This window comes from Corallococcus sp. M7 (assembly GCF_054512695.1).
In genome coordinates, this window is record NZ_CM137252.1 from 9,571,241 (window position 1) to 9,587,504 (window position 16,264).

Below are 16,264 nucleotides of genomic sequence, written 5' to 3' on the forward strand. Positions count from 1 at the left end.
GCGGTCTTCTTTTTCGCGGGCTACGACTGAAGGCTCGCCGGGGCCTCGTCCTGCGCGCCGTCCGCGCCGTTGCCGCCGTCCGCGAAGAGGTTGGCCACCGGGCGCAGCTTGGGAGGACGGCCGCGGCGGCGGGGGGCGTTGTCGTCGTTGCCCGGCGCCGCGCCCACCGGATCCACCGGGACCTGGCCGCCCTTGCGCACCGGACGCGGCAGGTGGATGGCCTCCAGCTTCGAAACCAGCTCCGCGTCGTCCTCCGCGAACACCTTCGCGTACGCCAGCGCGCGCTGGCCCTTCTGGAGCAGCGACTCCTGGCTCTCGTTCAGCGCCTGCCTCGCCGCGTCCAGCGCCGCCTGCGCCCGGGCCACGGCCTCCGCCTTCTCACGCACGTGCGCCGCGGACTCGCCCAGCACCGCCGTGTCCACGTCCGGGAACTTCACGTCCGCCAGGTCCGTGGCGAACAGCTCAAGCAGCGCGCGCAGCGCGGGGGAGATGGAATCGTTCTCGGGGGTTTCGAACATGGGCAGGCCTCCTCACAAGGCGTTTGAACGGCGCCTATCTGCCCAGATGTTCAGTGCCCTTTCAAGGGGGTCTTCTAACCAGCCGGAAATTCGGTGCTGATCAATCCACCCGCACCAGGCCCACTTCTCGCACACCCGCCGACGGATCCACGTCCACCGCCAGGAAGTGCCGGCCCACCCCGTCGAAGCGCTCCGGGATGGCTCCGCCCCCTCCGGAGATGTACGCGGGGATGCCCGCGTTGGAGAACGAGTAGTAGCTGTGGATGTGGCCGTAGAGCGTGAGGTCCACCCCCGCCCGCGCCATCTTCCCCACCAGCCCGGCGGCCTCGTTGCGCACCGCGAAGCCACCGCCCCGGACGCCAATCGGATCCAACGGCGGGATGTGCATCGCCACGATGTGCACCGCGTCGCGCCCCTCCTCCAGCCAGCCGTCCAGCGCCTCCTCCACCATCGGATCCACGGTGCTGCTGCCGGAGTCCACCAGGCTGAAGTGCACGCCATGGAAGGTGAAGTGCTGGCTGCCCCGGCCCACCAGCCGCTGGTACTCGCGCGCGTCGTCCGTGAAGGTCTCGTGGTTGCCCAGCGTGGCGTACAGCGGGATGCGCGAGTCCGCCTCCAGCCGCTGCTGGAACTCCTCCAGCTGCTCGCGCGTGCCGAACTCCGTCAGGTCCCCCGCGAAGAAGATGAAGCGCAACGTGGGGTCCTGGTTCAGCTTCGCGTAGATGTCCCCCACCTTGGACAGCGCCTCCTGAACGTCCGCCAGCGCCGCGAAGCGGAACGGCTGCCGCGCGTCCCAGTCCGGCGGCGCCACCGTCAGCCGCATGGTCGTCCCGGGCCGCAGGGCCACGCGCCACGCCTTCACCGTGGGGTGCGCGTCCGGCATCGCCACCACCGTCAGCGGCGTGCCCGCTTCGTCCACGGCGTCCAGCACCGCGTCCGGCATCGCGTTGTGCACCATGAACAGCCAGTCCGTGCGCGCGTCCGCGCTCGCGGTGACCTTCGTGGTGAACACCGGCGCCTGGCCCCACAGCTCCAGCGTCCCCGACGCCAGCGTCCGCACCGACGCGAGCCCGCCCTCCACCTCCACCGTCAGCGCGTCCGCCTCCGCCTGGCCCACGCGCGTGTCCCGCACCGCGCGGTCCTCGCTGGGGCGCACGCAGCCCGAGGACAGCAGCGCCGCCGTCAGGCCCAGCGCGCCCAGTGCACGCCAGGAACGCGCGCCCGTGGATCCGCGCTCCACCCGCGCCATCTGTCGCGCGCCCACCGTGTCCTCACGCGTCCCGCTCACGTGTCACCTCCCACCGCGTACACCAGCGACAGCCGCCCCATCAGCGCGCCACCCGCCTGCGCCTCCGCCGCCACGCCCCAGCGCTCCGTCAGCAGCACGCGCCCCTTCAGACCGAACGACCCCACCATGCCGCCGCCCCGGCCGCGCAGCCCGCCCACCAGCCCGTCCTTGCGGTGGTCGTAGAAGAGCACCGCCTCGCCACGGAGCGGCCCGCCCCGCCCCAGCCACACGCCGTAGCCGAAGGTGTAGAGCAGCTGGCCGTAGAGGTTGTCGTCGTCCACGCGCCCCGGGTAGCTGTACGCCTGCGCGGACAGCCCCACGCCGCCCTCCACGAACGAGCCCGCGAAGCGCGGCCCGAAGCGCGCCATCGCGTAGCGGCCCTTGAGCGCCACCTCGCCGCCGCCCAGGGTGAAGCCCTCCGTCGGGTAGCGGTGGTAGGTCGCGAAGCCCTCCACGTCCAACGACGTGCCGTCTCCCAGGCCTGGCGTCCGCTCCGGCGCGCCCCACAGCCGGTACGCCGCGCCCGCGCGGATCAACGTGTTGCCCTCGTCCGGCGCGAGCCGCGCGGATGCCTGGAGCCGAACCTTCGACAGGCGCGCCACCGCGCCCAGCGCGAAGAAGTTCCGGTAGTCCGCCGTCGCGTCGTGCACGTACTGGTAGCCCAGGTCCAGCTCCAGCGGCGGCAGCGTGTCCGGCACCCGCCCCGGGTCGAACGCGGGCGACGTCACCGCGTACAGGTTCGCCAGCATCGACAGCGAGAACACCCCCGCGCCCGTCAGCGTCACCGCGTACAGCGGCCCGATGGTCTTGCGCGACGCGCCCGTCAACGCGATGGGCACCAGCCCCGCGGCGATGAGCCCCAGCCCCGTCGCCTCCGCCGCGAACAGGCCCCGCGCCGTCTCGGAGTCCCCCGCCGTCCATGCCCCCAGGCCGTGCAGCAGCAGCCCCGGCACCACCGCGACCACCACCGGCACCGCCTTGAACGGGGGCCTCGGCGCGTCCTCCGTCAGGCGCACGCGGGGCTCCGACACCCGGCCGCCCTCAGGCGCGCCCTGGGACTCTGGAGCCACCACCGGACCGGACTCCGCCGCGGACGCCGTGGGCACCGGCCGGGGCCCTTCTTCCGTCAGCACCCGGGCCATCACCTCCGGCGGCACCACCGACGCGTCCGAGCCCCGGCGCTTCGGCACGTCCCGGGGGATGTCACTGCCGCCCAGTTCGGGACCGCTCGCCAGCAGCTCGAAGGCGGACAGCCAGCCGCCGCCGTCCTGCGCCCGCGCGGGCCCGGAGACGAGCCAAAGCCCCAGCACCACCGCGAAGGTGGCTCGCGCACTCCACACCGGGCGCCCATGCCCCATGACCGTCGTCTCGCTTCCCTGGGAGCGGCCTTCCACCCCTCCCACCCCGGCCCGAAGCCCGGAATGGCGCAGGTGATAACCCCGCCCCCGGAATGCGCTGAACGAAGCAGCGTGAAGAAGTGTGAACCGGCGCAACAGTCCGCCTCACGCCCCCCACCTGGAGCGTCTCCTCCCCCAAGGGTGGTTCCGACCCACCAGGACGTACCTGACTGGCCAGTCAGCACTCCGAGCGAAATCTTCGCATGCCATGCGAGCGCGGTCGGGACTTTCGATGGAAGGGGAGTATGCTGGGGCTTCCCCAATCCCGGCCCCGCCTCCCCGCCCGTGGCAGAACCCAGTCCCCAGCAATTCGGCAAGTACGTCCTGGTCTCCAAGCTTGCCGCGGGGGGCATGGCGGTCACCTACCGCGCGCGTTTGACGGGCGCGATGGGCGTCACCAAGCCCTGCGTCATCAAGCAGATCCTCCCGCACTTCGTGGACGACCACGACTTCGTGGAGATGTTCATCAGCGAGGCGCGCCTGGTGGCGGACCTGACGCACGGGAACATCGCGCAGATCTTCGACTTCGGTGAGGTGGACGGGCAGTACTTCATCGCCATGGAGCTGGTGCACGGCCAGCCCCTGTCGAAGGTGCTGCGCCGGGCGTCGCGCGCGGGCATCGGGTTCTTCCCGCAGCCTTTGGCGCTGCACATCGCCAGCAAGCTGTGCGAGGGCCTGGACTACGCGCACCGCCACGTGGGCGAGGACGGCCAGCCGCTGGGCCTGGTCCACCGCGACGTGTCCCCGGACAACGTCCTCATCTCCTATGAGGGCGAGGTCAAGGTCATCGACTTCGGCATCGCCAAGGCCACGAGCGCCGTGGAGGCCCGGACGTCTCCGGGCACGCTCAAGGGCAAGTACCCGTACTTCTCCCCGGAGCAGGCGCAGGGGCGGCAGGACCTGGACGCGCGCACGGACGTGTACGCGGCGGGCATCGTCCTCTACGAGATGCTCTGCGGCCGGCGCCCCTTCGAGGGCGAGTTCGTCACCGTCCTGCCCCGCATCATCAACGGCGACTGCCTGCCCCCGTCCGCCGTCAACCCGGCCATCGGCGAGGAGCTGGAGACCATCGTCGCGAACGCCATGGCGGTGGACCGCGAGGCCCGCTACCAGACGGCGAAGGACCTGAGCGAGTCCGCGGTGGAGCTGCTCTACCGCGACACGCCGCGCTTCACACCCGCGATGCTCAGCCAGCTCATGACGTACCTCTTCGCGGAGGAGCTGGCCGCCGAGGGACGCAAGGTGGAGCTGCCGCCCGGCTTCAAGGAGCAGCTGGCCGCGTGGCAGTCGCCGTCGTCGGAGCCGTCCCAGGGCCGCGCGCGGCTGCCGTCCAGCAACGGCCGGTCGCCCAGCCCTGGCAGCCCCGGCGTGGCCCGCCCGTCCAGCCCGGGCGTGGCGCGGCCCTCCAGCCCCGGCGTGCGCGCGTCCGGCAGCGCGCCGGGCCTGCGCCCCTCGACGGATGGCGCCCCCCGCCGCTCGGCCACCCAGGCCACCGCCGTGCGCAGGAGCACCACCGGCGTGCGCCGCGTGACGCCCGGGGGCACCCGCGAGAACACCGGCACCGGCCGCCGCCCCCTGCCGCCCGAGCTCCCGCTGGAGCCGGACACGGACGGTGGCACGGAGCCCACGGCGATGCCCCGGGCGCTGCCCACGCTGGCGGCGCCGCATGACACGCCGGTGGAGACGGCCATCGCGACGGAGCCTCGGGAGTCGCCCGACGCGCCCGAGCCGGAGGAGAAGCAGGCCCCGCGCGCCCGCACCACCGCGGACGACGCGCGCGAGCAACTGGCCGCCGAGGCCGCCGAGCGCGAGCAGAAGCGCGCGAAGCAGGTGCGCCAGCTGAGCGTGGTCGTGTTCGGCATCACCGGCGTGCTGCTCGTCATCGGCCTGCTGTTCCACTTCCTGTCCCCGGCCGAGGAGGGCGAGGTCTCCAACGAGCCCGTCGTCCTGTGGGTCACCTCCAAGCCGGAAGGGGCCGCCGTCGTCGTCAATGGCCGGCCGGTGGGCAACACGCCCAGCCGCGTGCTCGGCGCGGATCAACGCACGTCCCACACCATCGTCGTCACCAAGCCGGGCTACCGCGCCTGGACGCGCCGCTTCACGCCCAACCAGGCGGAGGTCCACCTCAAGGCGGAGCTGGAGGTGGCGGCCGGCACCACCCAGATGGCGTCGGAGATCCCCACCGCCACCACGCCCGACGCGGGCGCCCCGTCCCCGGACGCGGGCACGGGCGCCGTCGTTGCCGCCGTTGGCACTGGCGCGGACGCGGGCAGCACCCTGGAGCTGGACGGGGGCCTGGCCTCCACGGACGCGGGGACGGAGGCCGCCGTGGCCACCGGGTCCGAGGCCGATCCGCTGGCGAACGACAAGGACCGCGAGATGCGGCGCATGGACTACCCCACGCGCCTGCTGGTGCTGCGGCCCATGTACAACGCGCTGCCGCTGCCGGAGTACCCCACGGCCACCATCGACGTGTCGCCCGGCGCCGCCTACTCCGTGTGGACCGAGGGCAGCGCGGCGTTCGCGGAAGGCGACGGCACCGCGTCCGGCACGCTCGTCTACTACGCGGAAGGCGACCTGCCGGCGGACAACGCCGTGGGCTTCGTCAGCAGCGCGCCGCGCACCATCAAGGGCGCGAAGAAGCTCCACTTCTTCACCCTGGACGACACCGGGCTCGAGGACAACCGCGGCTCCATCCGCGTGCACCTGCGGCAGTCCGCGTACATCCCGCCCCGCTCCGTGCTCTTCGAGCCGGAGAAGAACGCGCTGAACGTGAAGCCCCAGCACCAGATGCTGCTGCGCGGCCTCAACCCCAAGTCCACCTACGCCTTCACCGTGCGCGACGACTTCGCGGAGGTGGGCTCCGGCGCCAACGGCCGCGTGCACACGGTGCTGTGCGTGGAGAAGGGCCCCAAGGCCCAGTCCGTGCGCAGCTCGCACCGCCTCTTCGAGACGGGCAAGCGCTACCAGGTGTCCGGCGTGCAGGACCTCCGCTGCGTCTTCCCCGACCTGCAATTGGGGGACAACCAGGGCGCGCTCGACTTCGACATCGTCGACGTGACGAACATGTCCCGCAAGGAACGCGCGGAGGCGCTGCGCGGCGCCAAGCGCGCGGACCGGTAGCGGGCGGGCACCCGGGCCCCCGCCCGGGAGCACGTCCAGCAGGCGGGCGTCTGATCCACTCCCGGTGCCGCCCTGACGCGCTGCTCCCGCGCGAAGGGGCAGTGCCTACCCTCACGGACATCCACTTCTTCTCCACTGGAGTCCGTCCATGATGCCTGTCCTGTCCTCCACCGGCCTGGTGCTGCACAACCTGGGGCTCGCCGTCGGGTTCGGCGGTTCGCTCTTCGGCAAGGTGGCCCTCAACCCCGCGGTGAAGGTGATTGGCTCCACCGCGGAGCGCGGTCAGGTGGTGAACGCCGCCTGGAATGGCTTCAACATCGTCAACGCCGCGTCCGTGGGGCTGGCGGCCATCACCTGGCTGGTGGGCCGCTCGCGGCTGACGGGCCGGGAGATCGACGGCACCACGCGCGGGCTGGTCATCGCGAAGGACGTGCTGCTGGGCGCCAGCGTGGCGCTGGGCGCGGCCAACATCTTCGGCGGGGCCTTCCTGGCGAAGCAGGCGCCGGAGGGCGCCGTCCCCTCGGAGACGGGCCTGACGCCCACCGTGGGCACGCCGGAGAAGGCCGCCAAGACGATGAAGGCGCTGGACGTGGGCGGCATCGTGAACCTCGCCACCATGGCGGGCGTCATCGGCATCACCGCCATCCTCAACATGCGCGCGGGGGCGTCCTCGCGCTGGTCACTGGTTGCCAGGTTCCTTCCGTAAGGGCTCACGGGGGCCGCCGTGCTGCATCCGCGGCCCGGCTCGAAAAGGATGGGAAGGGCACGTGGGCGCGGAGCCGAAAACGGCACCGGGCCCACGGGTCTTTTCCATGCTTCAGATGTCCAGGTTCTGCACGTCCAGCGCGTTGCGCTCGATGAACTCGCGGCGCGGCTCCACCGCTTCACCCATGAGCAGCGAGAAGATCTCGTCGCTCTCCACCATGTCCTCCACGCGCACCTGGAGCAGCGTGCGGCGGGTGGGGTCCATGGTCGTCTCCCAGAGCTGCTCCGGGTTCATCTCGCCCAGACCCTTGTAGCGCTGCAGGCCCAGGCCCTTCTGCGCGTCCTTGCGGACCGCGGCCAGCACCTCCTGCACGGAGAACGCGGACACCTCACCGCCGTCCACCTGGACGCGGTACGGCGCCTTGCCCAGCGAGTGGAACACTTCGCGCAGGGCGACGAGCTCCAGGTACTCCGGCGAGGACAGGTAGGCGTGGTCGAAGACGGACTCGCGCATGGAGCCGTTCACGTCCGTGGTCACCACCAGCCGCTGGGCCTCCTGCTGCTCCGCGTCCTTCTCCAGCCGCGTGGACAGCCGGCCCACCACCTCCGGCATGCGCCGCTGGCAGTAGTCGCGCATGGTGACGAGCTGCGCCTCCACCGCCGCCGCATCCGAGAGCAGCTCCGCGCGCAGCTCGGTGGCCTGCACCAGCGCGTCCACGATGCGCGCGTCGCGGCGCTTGGCCTGCTTCTCCAGCCGCTCCTCGTAGGTGATGACCTTCTCCAGGAGCGTCTTGAGCTCCGCGCCGCCCAGTTCGCCGGCGGGCGTCTTCACCCGGCAGTGCTCCGCGGCGATGCGCAGCAGGTACTCGTTGAGCGCGCGCTCGTCCTTGACGTAGGTGTCCTTCTTGTTGCGCGTGACTTTGTAGAGCGGCGGCTGCGCGATGTAGACGAAGCCCCGGTCGATGAGCTCGCGCATCTGCCGGTAGAAGAACGTGAGCAGCAGCGTGCGGATGTGGCTGCCGTCCACGTCCGCGTCCGTCATCAGGATGATGCGGTGGTAGCGCGCCTTCTCCGGGTCGTAGTCCTCCGCCCCGATGCCCGTGCCCAGCGCGGTGATGAGCGTGACGATCTCGGCGCTGGTCAGCATCTTCTCGAAGCGCGCCTTCTCCACGTTCAGGATCTTGCCGCGCAAGGGGAGGATGGCCTGGTTGCGCCGGTCCCGGCCCTGCTTCGCGGAGCCACCTGCGGAGTCACCCTCCACGATGTACAGCTCGCTCTCGTGCGGGTCGCGGCTCTGGCAGTCCGCGAGCTTTCCGGGCAGGCCGCCGCCGTCCAGCACGCCCTTGCGGCGCACCGTCTCACGCGCCTTGCGCGCGGCGAGGCGGGCGCGACACGCGTCGCCAATCTTCACCACGACCTTCTTGGCGAGCGGCGGGTTCTCCTCCAGGAAGGACGCGAGCTGGTCGTTCACCATCTGCTCGACCAGGCCCTTCACCTCGCTGTTGCCCAGCTTCGTCTTCGTCTGGCCCTCGAACTGGGGGTTGGAGAGCTTCACGGAGATGACCGCGGAGAGGCCTTCACGCGCGTCCTCGCCGGTGGGCGTCTCCTTCAGGTCCTTCCAGAGGCCGCCCTTCTCCGCGTAGCTGTTGAGCGTGCGCGTGAGCGCGGCCTTGAAGCCGGACAGGTGGCTGCCACCCTCGTGGGTGTTGATGTTGTTGGCGAAGGTGAAGATGCGCTCGTCGTAGCCATCGTTCCACTGCATGGCGATTTCGAGCGACACGCCCTCGCGCTCCGACTTGATGTAGACGGGCTTGTCGTGCAGCGCTTCCTTCGCCTTGTTGAGGTACTCCACGAAGGAGGAGATGCCGCCGTCGAACTTGAAGTCGTGCTCCTTCTGGGTGCGCTCGTCGCGGATGGTGATGTGCAGGCCCGCGTTGAGGAACGCGAGCTCGCGCAGACGCTGGCTGAGCGTCTCGAAGTTGAAGTCCACCGTCTCCATCACCGTGGGGTCCGGCTTGAAGTGGATGGTCGTGCCGCGCTTGTCCGTGGTGCCCACCTCCTGGGGCGAGCCGTTGGACACGCCGCGCGCGTAGGACTGTTCGAAGACCTTGCCGGCGCGCTGGACGCGGACCTTGAACCACTCCGACAGGAAGTTCACGCAGGTGACGCCCACGCCGTGCAGGCCGCCGGAGACCTTGTACGCGCCGTTGCCGAACTTGCTGCCGGCGTGCAGCTCCGTGAGGACGACCTCCAGCGTGTCCTTGCCCTTGAACTTGGGGTCGGGGTGCGGGCCCACGGGGATGCCGCGGCCGTTGTCCTGGACGCTGAGCGAGCCGTCGACGTGGATGATCACGTCGATGTCCGTGCAGTGGCCGGCCAGGGCCTCGTCCACGGAGTTGTCGACGACCTCGTACACGAGCTTGTGGAGCCCGTAGGTCATCGTGTCGCCGATGTACATGCCGGGGCGCTTGCGGACGGCCTCCAGCCCTTCGAGCTTGGTGATGGCGTCCGTCCCATACTCGGCGGGCGGCGCGGCCGGCGCGACACCGGTAGCGGGGGTCTTTTCCATGTGAAGCGTGTCCTTGGGAAAGGCTGCCGTTGCGACAGGGCTCAAGCCTGTTGTGCCTACCACCACCGGGCATCCCGGACAAGCTCCGGGAGCCCACGCAAGGCTGCGAAAAGATTCATGAATCAGGCGTCAAAACGCGAGGGCGGAAGACGGTCCTCCAGCGCCGCGATCAACTCTTCATAAACAGCCTTGCGGGCGAAAAGATGTCGCGTGACGAGCACCCTTCCCTCTTCCTTGAGGAACAGGCCCAGCACGCTCCCTTTGCGGCCGACCCGGCGCACGGAATCAATCTGTCCCCAGTGCAACTCCAGCGGCTGGCCGCTGAAGGGGCGGGCCACCCGCACGCCCGCGGCGTCCAGGGTGATGCCCCACTGCGCGCGGGGGCGCAGGCGGTGGACGGAGACGAGGAAGGTCAGCATCAGGCCCGCGCTGATGCCGGCCCGCGCCATGGCGACCAGCCCGCCGCCGCCCCGGTAATCCGCCAGGGCCCACGCGGTGAGGACCGCCAGGAGGCACGCGCCCAGGATGAGGGCGATTCGGGTGGGACGCGGATCGAACGAGAAGAAGCGCGGGGTCATGGTGGCGGGCGAAAGGAATGAAACCTAACCCCCTGGCGCACGGTGTGCGCGTCCTTTCCTCCAGGGCTGTTCTTTGGCCGTCGTCCCCGCGCATAGGCTGCCGGCACGCATGACGGATGCCGAACTCACCTCTCGACTTCACACCAACCTCATCGCCTTCAAACGCCTGCAAGCGGAGCGCGGCCCGCTCCGCCACCTGAGCCTCCCCGGAGTGGAGGCCTTCGCGATGCCCGGCTACCAGGACGCGCACTTCCAGCAGGTCCTCTTCACGGACGCGGACGCGCTGGCGGACGCGCTGCCGGCCGTCACGGACTTCTACCGGGGGCACGGGCTGTCGCAGTGGCGCGTCACCCTGACACCGGGGCAGCGGGACGCGACGCGCGTGCTGGGCGCCAGGGGCTACCGGCCGGACTTCACCGTGGTGGCCATGGGGGCCTGGCTGAAGGAGCTGCCGGACGCGCCGCCCGGCGTGCCGGTGGAGCCCGTGGAGGACCTGAACGAGCTGGTCGAAATCAACGTCCAGACCTACGGCCCGGAGTGGCGGGACATCCTCTCCGTGTGGCAGCGGCCGCCCCGCCTGCCGGTGCACACCGTGGTGGCGCGCGAGAAGGGCCGGGCGCTGTCCTGCGGGCTGGTGGTGGACGTGGCGGACACGGCGGGCGTGTACCTGGTGGCCACCCACCCGGAGGCCCGGGGGCTGGGGCTCGCGTCGGCGGTGATGCGGGGCATCATCGCCCAGGCGCGCCAGCGCGGGTGCACCGCGATGGTGCTCCAGTCCACCCCAGCGGGCCTGCGCGTGTACCGGCACCTGGGCTTCCGCGACATCGGTCCCTGGGAGCACTGGGTGCCCCCTCCCAAGGCCCTGAAGCGGCCCTGACGCCGCGCGGACTCAGCGCAGCGCCTCCAGCTCCTCCAGCGTCTCCAACACCCGCTGCGGCTCCTCCACGCCGAGGAGCCGATCCGCCAGCCCGCGTCCGGCGAGCCGGGCCACGTGCGCCAGCCGCATCAGCCGCGCGCGCCCCACGTGGCCGTCCACCAGCGCCACCACCAGCCGCAGGGGCTGGCCGTCCGGGGCCTCCACCTTGAGGGGCCGGGCCAGCGTCACCAGCGCCGCCAGCGGGGCCGCGCCGGGGACGAACGCGTGCGGCACCGCCACGCCGTTGCCCACCTGGGAGGGGACTTCGTCCTCGCGCTTGCGCAGCCCCTCCGCGAGCGCCGCCGCGTCCACGCCGGGCAGGGCCGCCGCCAGCCGTCCAGCCGCCACGTCCAGCGCGTCCTCGTAGTCGCTACAGGAGAGCCGCACCACCACCCGCTCCGTGCTCAGGAGCGGCACCAGCGGGGGCACGGGCTCGTCGCCGCGCACCTCGCGCAGGGGGAACTCCGCGTCCAGGAAGGCCCGCACGCGGGCCAATTGCGCGCCGGTGAGCTTGCGGCGCGCGATGTCCAGCATCAGCGTCCCCGCCGCGGGGACGTCCTCCAGGTAGCCCGCCACGTACGGGCTCACCCGGTTGGCCACGTCCATGAGCAGCCCCGGGGGCACGTCCAGTTCCCGGGCGATGGCCGTCAGCCGCTCCTGCGTGGGCGGCGCGTCCACGCCGTTCTCCACGCGGCTCAGGTACGCGCTCGACACGCCGATGCGCCGGGCCAGGTCCCGCAGGGACAATCCGGCATCCACCCGCAGCAGCCGCAGTGTCGCTCCCAGGTGCATGGCGGTCAGCTCCGCGCGCCGAGCGGCTGCGTCGTCGGGTTCGCCTCCGGCTCCGTCTCCCGCGCCCGGGCCTGCTCCGGGGAGCGGGCCAGCACCGTCGCCGCCTCCGGGTGATGCACGAGCAGCAGCGAGGCGGGCGCGTCGCGAACGATTCGCTCGCGCTGCACGCCGAACAACCGGTCTTCCAGGCCCCATTCGGCCCCCAGGCCCACCACCACGAGGTCGTAACCCGCCTTCGCTTCTTCCAGCGCCGCGTCCTCCGGCGACGCGTGGCGCACCACCTTGAGCCTCACGGAGGCGCCCTCGTCCGCGGGGAACAGCTCCTCCACCTGCGCGCGGCCCGCGCCCGAGCCCGAGTCCCTGGGCGACGTCACGTGCAGCACCGTCACCTCCGCGCCGGCCTGCTTCACCAGCCGCCGCGCCAGGCCCAGCGCCGCGCGGTCATGCCGGCTGCCCACGAAGGGCACCAGCACCCGGCGCACCTGCGACAGGCCGCGGTCCACCAGCACCGCCACCGTGCCGCCCGCCTCCTGCATCACCTCGTGCACGGTGCCGCCCAGCACCGTCTGGCTGAAGAGCGGCTTGTGCCAGCCCAGCAGCACCAGGTCCGCGCGCTTGGCCTGCGCCGTGCGGCAGATGTCCCGCGCGGGCTCGGAGGACACGAACGACAGCGTGCGCACGGACAGCCCCAGCTTCTCCGCGCGTCCCACCAGGGGCGCCAGCGCGCCGCCGGACGCGGCGGTGGGGTCCAGCGCCTCCTCCGCGCGGGCCTTGAGCGAGCGCTCCGGGGACAGCAGGTGCAGCGCGTAGAGGCTCGCCTCGTTGCGCTCGCCCGACAGCGCGCGCGACAGCACCGCCATGCCCGGGCCGGCCTGCCCGTGCGACACGCACAGGAGCACCGTGTACGCGGACGGGGCCAGCGCCGGCTCCGACACCTGCACCAGCTTCTCCCGCGCCTGCTCCTCCGGCGAGTACATCAGGCGCAAGAGCGGCGTGGTCATGAAGGTCGTGACCAGCGCCATGATGACCATCATCGTGAAGAGCGTGGGCGAGATGACGCCCAGGTCCAGGCCCAGGTTGAGCACGATGAGCTCCATCAGGCCGCGCGTGTTCATCAGGATGCCGATGGCGCCCGCCTCCCGCCACCGCAGGCCCGTGAGGCGCGCGGCCACCGCGCTGCCGCCGAACTTGCCCAGGCACGCCAGCAGGATGATGGCGCCGCACGTGAGCCACGCCTCCGGCGTGTCCAGGAGGCCCATCTGCGTGCGCAGGCCGCTGAAGGCGAAGAACACGGGCAAGAGCAGCACGACGGCCACGTCCTCCAGCTTCTCCGCCAGCGCCGCCGCCAGCCCGCCCTCCTTGGGAATCACCGCGCCGAACATGAAGGCGCCAAAGAGCGAGTGGATGCCGATGTACTCGGTGGTCCACGCGGAGCCGAGCAGCATCACCAGGGTGATGGCCACCACGTTCTGGGTGAGCCCCTCGCGGTTGGCCACGCGCGCGCCCAGCCGGGCGAGGAACGGCTTCACCAGCAGCAGCATGAAGCCGATGTAGAGCAGCGCGAACACCGTGGTGAGCCCCGCCTGCGCCAGGTCCGACGCGCGCACCAGCGACACCACGAACGCCAGGATGCACCACGCCGTCACGTCATCCACCGCCGCGCACGCGATGGCGATGGCGCCCAGCTTCGACTGCATGAGCCCGCGCTCGGTGAGGATGCGCGCCAGCACCGGGAAGGCCGTGATGCTCATGGACACGCCCATGAACAGCACGAACGAGGAGAACGGCACGTCCGGGCTGGACAGCGACTTGTACAGCCACAGCGCGCCCGCCGCCGCGCCCAGCGCGAACGGGGCGATGATGCTGGAGTGGCTGATGGCCACCGACGCGTGGCCCCGCCCCTTCAAGAGCTTGGGGTCCAGCTCCAGGCCAATGAGGAACATGAAGAGCACCAGGCCGACCTCGGCCAGCATCTTCAGGAACGGCATGGACTCCGGCGGGAACAGCCAGTGCATGGCGCCAGGCGCCAGCCAGCCCAGGAGCGACGGGCCCAGCGCGATGCCCGCCACCACCTCCGCGATGACCAGGGGCTGGCCTATCCAGCGCGCGCCCCGGCCGATCAACCGGGACACCGCGATGATGACGATGAGCTGGACCAGGAGCTGGGCGAGCATGTGGGGATTCATCGGACAGGCCTCGCTGGGAAAGTGTTAAGGATGCACTTACCAGGGCGTCTCGCGCAGCGTCAACCCGGGCGCGCACGGGCGGCGCCAAGGCAGGACATACGCTGGGTGTCAGGCGGCTTCGGGGGCCTTGTTGGCCGCCACGGCCTTGAGGAGCGTCTCCACGTCCACCGGCTTGCGCAGGTAGCCGCAGGCGCCCATCTCCTCGGCGACCTGGCGCGCGTTGGCGGAGGCGGAGAAGACGAGCACGGGGATGTCCCGCCACGCCTCCACCTGGCGCATCTGCCGGCCGAAGGTGGCGCCGTCCATCACCGGCATCATCATGTCCAGCAGGACCAGGGACGGCGGCACCGGCTCCCGGCGGAGCACCTCCAGCGCCTGAAGGCCGTTGCCCGCGCCGAACACGGTGTAGCCCGCGTCGCGCAGCACCTCCTCCAGCGCCTCCCGCAGGTCCGTGTCGTCATCCACCACCAACACCGGCCGACTCACTCGCGCGTCTCCTTCTCCAGCGGCAGCTCCAGCGTGAAGCGCGCGCCCTCTCCCGAGGCGGGCTCCGCCCAGGCCCGTCCGCCGTGCGCCTCCGCGGCGCGGCGGGCCAGGTAGAGCCCCAGCCCCAGGCCCCCATACGAATGCGAGCTGACCGCGCGGCCGAAGCGCTCGAAGATGCGCTCCACCTGGTCCACGGGCACGCCGATGCCCCGGTCGCGCACCTGGATGCGCGCGAAGCCCCCTTCCCGCCCCACGTCCACCTCCACCGGCCGGCCCGGACCGAACTTGAGCGCGTTGGATATCAACGCCGCCACCGCCTGGTCCACCCGGAGCCGGTCCCACGTCCCCCACAGCCCGCGGCGGGGGGACTGGCGCAGCTCGCACCCGGCCGCGCGGGCCTCGGCCTGGTAGCGCTCCAGCACCTCGGAGACCAGCTCCTCCAGGTCGAATCGCTCGGGCATCAGCGACAGCTCGCCGCTGGACAGCTGCGACACGTCCAAGAGCCCCTCCACCAGCGTGCCCAACCGGCGCACCTGGCGCACGCTGCGCTCCAGGCGCGTGACGACCTCCGGCTCCAGCCTGTGCGACTCCGAGCGCTGCAGGAGCGTGCCCAGTTGAAGCCGCAGCGTGGTGAGCGGCGTGCGCAGCTCGTGCGCGGCCACGGTGAGGAACTCGTCGCGCAGGCGCACCGCCTCGCGCGCCTCCTGGAAGAGCCGCGCGTTCTCCAGCACCAGCCCCGTCCTGCGCGCCAGCTCCTGCGCCAGCGACAGGTCCACCGGCGCGAGCGTGCGCTCCCCCAGCGTGCCCATGGACAGCACGCCCAGCCGGCCCTCGTTGCCGGGCAGGGCCACGTTCACCACCGAGCGCAGCCCCAGCCCCTCGATGGCGCGCTGGTGCGCCACGTCCCTGGTGATGGGCTCCGGGCGCCGGCGCACGTCCGGCATGAACTCCGGCTGGCCGGTGCGCAGCACGTGCGCGGGACCCGCCGCGGCCTGGGGGTCCAGCGGGAAGCGCTGGTCCAGCTTCCAGGCGTGGGCGCGCCGCTCCGCGTCCGGGTGCGCCAGCGCCACCAGCCTCAGGCCGCCCTGGTCCGGATCCTGGAGGAAGAAGGCGCACCAGTCCGCCACCCGGGGCACCATCAGCTGCACCAGTTGGTCCAACCGCGCCGCCTGCTCCAGGGACGCGGTGAGCAGGTCGCTGGCCCTGGACAGGATGTCGCGGTCCACGTCTGCCCGCGCGCGCTCGCGCCGCACGCGCGTCTCCTCCAGCTCGCGCGCCACCGCCGGGCCCAGCCGGGCCATCCGGTCCTTGGAGAAGCAGTCGCGCGCGCCCGCCTTCATCAGCGTGACGGCCTGCTCCTCGCTCAGCTGGCTGGACAGGACGATGAGGGGCACGTCCCGCCCCTGCGCGTGCAGCAGCGACAGCACGTCCAGCGCGGTGAAGCGCGGCAGCCGGTAGTCGCACAGCACCAGGTCCCACGGCTCATGGGCCAGCGCGTCCCGCAGCGCCTCCAGCGTCTCCACGCGCCGGGCCGTGGGCAGGTAGCCCGCCTGCTCCAGCTCCGCCGTCACCAGCGCCGCGTCGTTGACGCTGTCCTCCACGAGCAACAGCCGGAAGGGCGTCATGCCCGGGCTCCGCCGGTCAGCCCCGGGGCCTGACATCGCCCCTCCGGCCGGGAGCCTCGTGCTGCATCCATTCGCGTTGCT

At 71.7% G+C, this 16,264-nt stretch carries 12 protein-coding genes; 3 read left to right on the forward strand and 9 right to left on the reverse strand.

All coding sequences use genetic code 11. The features are described 5' to 3' along the window. Nucleotides 1-20: 20 nt before the first annotated feature. The 3 genes from ACX114_RS38590 to ACX114_RS38600 all read right to left on the reverse strand — a co-directional run bounded on the left by ACX114_RS38590 (nt 21) and on the right by ACX114_RS38600 (nt 3,164). Nucleotides 21-518 (reverse strand): hypothetical protein, encoded by a 498-nt coding sequence (locus ACX114_RS38590; RefSeq protein WP_459292856.1) that lies wholly within the window; start codon nt 516-518, stop codon nt 21-23. Between the two features lie 100 nt (nt 519-618). Further along, the gene (locus tag ACX114_RS38595; protein WP_459300392.1) at nt 619-1,767 is read right to left on the reverse strand and encodes a metallophosphoesterase family protein; all 1,149 of its coding nucleotides are present in this window, start codon (nt 1,765-1,767) and stop codon (nt 619-621) included. 35 nt (nt 1,768-1,802) lie between these two features. Further along, nucleotides 1,803-3,164 (reverse strand): hypothetical protein, encoded by a 1,362-nt coding sequence (locus ACX114_RS38600; RefSeq protein ID WP_459292858.1) that lies wholly within the window; start codon nt 3,162-3,164, stop codon nt 1,803-1,805. Nucleotides 3,165-3,488: 324 nt separating this feature from the next. On the opposite strand from ACX114_RS38600, the gene ACX114_RS38605 reads away from it, so the two are divergent. Together ACX114_RS38605 and ACX114_RS38610 are read left to right on the forward strand one after the other, a co-directional pair. After that, nucleotides 3,489-6,326, forward strand: a complete 2,838-nt coding sequence (locus tag ACX114_RS38605; RefSeq protein WP_459292860.1) for a protein kinase domain-containing protein — start codon at nt 3,489-3,491, stop codon at nt 6,324-6,326. A gap of 148 nt (nt 6,327-6,474) precedes the next feature. After that, complete coding sequence (locus ACX114_RS38610; protein ID WP_459292862.1) at nt 6,475-7,032, forward strand: hypothetical protein; 558 nt, start codon at nt 6,475-6,477, stop codon at nt 7,030-7,032. Nucleotides 7,033-7,143: 111 nt separating this feature from the next. Here the strand turns inward: ACX114_RS38610 and gyrB are convergent, their stop codons facing one another. Further along, entirely contained in the window at nt 7,144-9,600 is a 2,457-nt protein-coding gene (gene gyrB, locus ACX114_RS38615) for a DNA topoisomerase (ATP-hydrolyzing) subunit B (protein WP_459292864.1), read from the reverse strand. A gap of 122 nt (nt 9,601-9,722) precedes the next feature. Then, nucleotides 9,723-10,178, reverse strand: coding sequence for a hypothetical protein (locus tag ACX114_RS38620; RefSeq protein WP_206786897.1), 456 nt, complete (start codon nt 10,176-10,178; stop codon nt 9,723-9,725). A gap of 109 nt (nt 10,179-10,287) precedes the next feature. Here ACX114_RS38620 and ACX114_RS38625 point away from each other — a divergent pair, with 109 nt between their 5' ends. Beyond that, nucleotides 10,288-11,055 carry a GNAT family N-acetyltransferase gene (locus tag ACX114_RS38625; RefSeq protein ID WP_459292866.1) on the forward strand — a complete coding sequence of 256 codons (768 nt, stop codon included), beginning with the start codon at nt 10,288-10,290 and terminating at the stop codon, nt 11,053-11,055. Between the two features lie 12 nt (nt 11,056-11,067). On the opposite strand, the gene ACX114_RS38630 is transcribed toward ACX114_RS38625, so the two are convergent. The 4 genes from ACX114_RS38630 to ACX114_RS38645 all read right to left on the reverse strand — a co-directional run bounded on the left by ACX114_RS38630 (nt 11,068) and on the right by ACX114_RS38645 (nt 16,183). Then, complete coding sequence (locus ACX114_RS38630) at nt 11,068-11,886, reverse strand: helix-turn-helix domain-containing protein (RefSeq protein WP_459292868.1); 819 nt, start codon at nt 11,884-11,886, stop codon at nt 11,068-11,070. Between the two features lie 5 nt (nt 11,887-11,891). Continuing rightward, nucleotides 11,892-14,072 (reverse strand): cation:proton antiporter domain-containing protein, encoded by a 2,181-nt coding sequence (locus ACX114_RS38635; protein WP_459292870.1) that lies wholly within the window; start codon nt 14,070-14,072, stop codon nt 11,892-11,894. Between the two features lie 108 nt (nt 14,073-14,180). Beyond that, nucleotides 14,181-14,558: a response regulator gene (locus ACX114_RS38640; protein WP_459292872.1), complete on the reverse strand. Its 378-nt coding sequence runs from the start codon at nt 14,556-14,558 to the stop codon at nt 14,181-14,183. Next, nucleotides 14,555-16,183 carry a sensor histidine kinase gene (locus tag ACX114_RS38645; RefSeq protein WP_459292874.1) on the reverse strand — a complete coding sequence of 543 codons (1,629 nt, stop codon included), beginning with the start codon at nt 16,181-16,183 and terminating at the stop codon, nt 14,555-14,557. The genes ACX114_RS38640 and ACX114_RS38645 overlap by 4 nt, the downstream gene beginning before the upstream one ends. Nucleotides 16,184-16,264: the final 81 nt, after the last annotated feature.

Excerpts from the sequence above, each read along its gene's own strand:
- ACX114_RS38610 (WP_459292862.1), top strand. The coding sequence starts at position 6,475 with ATGATGCCTGTCCTGTCCTCCACCGGCCTGGTGCTGCACAACCTGGGG.
- ACX114_RS38630 (WP_459292868.1), bottom strand. The coding sequence starts at position 11,886 with ATGCACCTGGGAGCGACACTGCGGCTGCTGCGGGTGGATGCCGGATTG.
- gyrB (WP_459292864.1), bottom strand. The coding sequence starts at position 9,600 with ATGGAAAAGACCCCCGCTACCGGTGTCGCGCCGGCCGCGCCGCCCGCC.
- ACX114_RS38600 (WP_459292858.1), bottom strand. The coding sequence starts at position 3,164 with ATGGGGCATGGGCGCCCGGTGTGGAGTGCGCGAGCCACCTTCGCGGTG.
- ACX114_RS38645 (WP_459292874.1), bottom strand. The coding sequence starts at position 16,183 with ATGACGCCCTTCCGGCTGTTGCTCGTGGAGGACAGCGTCAACGACGCG.
- ACX114_RS38590 (WP_459292856.1), bottom strand. The coding sequence starts at position 518 with ATGTTCGAAACCCCCGAGAACGATTCCATCTCCCCCGCGCTGCGCGCG.
- ACX114_RS38595 (WP_459300392.1), bottom strand. The coding sequence starts at position 1,767 with ATGGCGCGGGTGGAGCGCGGATCCACGGGCGCGCGTTCCTGGCGTGCA.
- ACX114_RS38625 (WP_459292866.1), top strand. The coding sequence starts at position 10,288 with ATGACGGATGCCGAACTCACCTCTCGACTTCACACCAACCTCATCGCC.
- ACX114_RS38620 (WP_206786897.1), bottom strand. The coding sequence starts at position 10,178 with ATGACCCCGCGCTTCTTCTCGTTCGATCCGCGTCCCACCCGAATCGCC.
- ACX114_RS38635 (WP_459292870.1), bottom strand. The coding sequence starts at position 14,072 with ATGAATCCCCACATGCTCGCCCAGCTCCTGGTCCAGCTCATCGTCATC.